Source organism: Streptomyces sp. NPDC046876, from assembly GCF_040645035.1.
Classification (GTDB): domain Bacteria; phylum Actinomycetota; class Actinomycetes; order Streptomycetales; family Streptomycetaceae; genus Streptomyces.
Genome location: NZ_JBEYXK010000251.1, coordinates 1 through 1,101 on the forward strand (window position 1 = coordinate 1; position 1,101 = coordinate 1,101).

Sequence of the window (1,101 nt, forward strand, 5' to 3'; positions counted from 1 at the left end):
TAAGCCACAGGAGCGGCCGCGTCACAGATGCCCGGCGGGTCGGGCCCCGCCCCGCCGGGCATCCGGCCCAACGTCCAGCCGGGCAGGCGCCGGGGACGCACCAGATCGCTACGCGCTTCTCATTTCTCGGCGTCCGGCGGCCGCCCGGGGCTGATACCCGCACCGAATGACGAACAGAGAGGCATTCGGGGGCGGCAGGCGCAGCAGATCGCTACGCGCTCCCCATATCTCGGCGTCCGACGGCCGTCTGGGGCTGGTCGTACGCGGGCTGCACGTTCTCGACGGCGGTGGTGAACTCACGGCCGGATGCACCCCGGATGGTCCTTGGCTTCCTATGCTCATGTACATGAGTAACGGCGCCCTGCCGAACAGGTCAACGCCGCGCCACTCCGTGTCGGTTGCCGGGGCTGTAGTGCGGGATGACGGTCGGCTGCTGGCCATCCGTCGAGCCGACAACGGAACCTGGGAGCTGCCCGGCGGAGTACTGGAGCTGACGGAAACCCCGGAGGACGGGGTGCGCCGGGAGGTGCTGGAGGAAACCGGCATCCACGTCGAAGTGGACCACCTCACCGGGTCTACAAGAACATCACAGCTGGTGTGGTCGCCCTGGTCTTCCGCTGCAAGGCTTCCGGCGGAACGGAGCGCCTCTCAGGCGAAACAACAGCAGTCCAGTGGCTCACCCCCGAAGAGGTGGCCGAGCGGATGTCGCACGTGTACGCCATCCGCCTCCTGGACGCCCTCGACGGCAACGGCCCCCACGTCCGCAGCCACGACGGGCGCCAACTGCTGACAGAGCATCCCCGGACGGCCGTCGGACGCTGAGAAATGAGGAGCGCGTAGCGATCTGCTGCGCCCATCGACTCCGAATGACTCTCGGTTCGTCATTTGGTGCGGTATCGGCCCCGGACGGCCGCCGGACACCGAGAAATGAGAAGCGCGTAGCGATCTGGGGTGCCTGGGTGCTCTGCAGGGCGGTGTGGTCGTCCCTTCGTGCGGGTGGACGGGCCCCGGCGGGGGATTGGAGGGATGTCGGCCCGGATGCCCGGTGCTGTGAGGCGGAGCCTGGTCGCACGTCTGTGACGCGGCCGTCCCCTTGACCTT

General features: G+C 68.4%; 1 pseudogene. It reads left to right on the forward strand.

Features of this window, described 5'->3' with window-relative positions:
• The first annotated feature begins 334 nt into the window (after positions 1-334).
• Positions 335-822, forward strand: a pseudogene (locus ABZ924_RS38795) (NUDIX hydrolase).
• Positions 823-1,101: the final 279 nt, after the last annotated feature.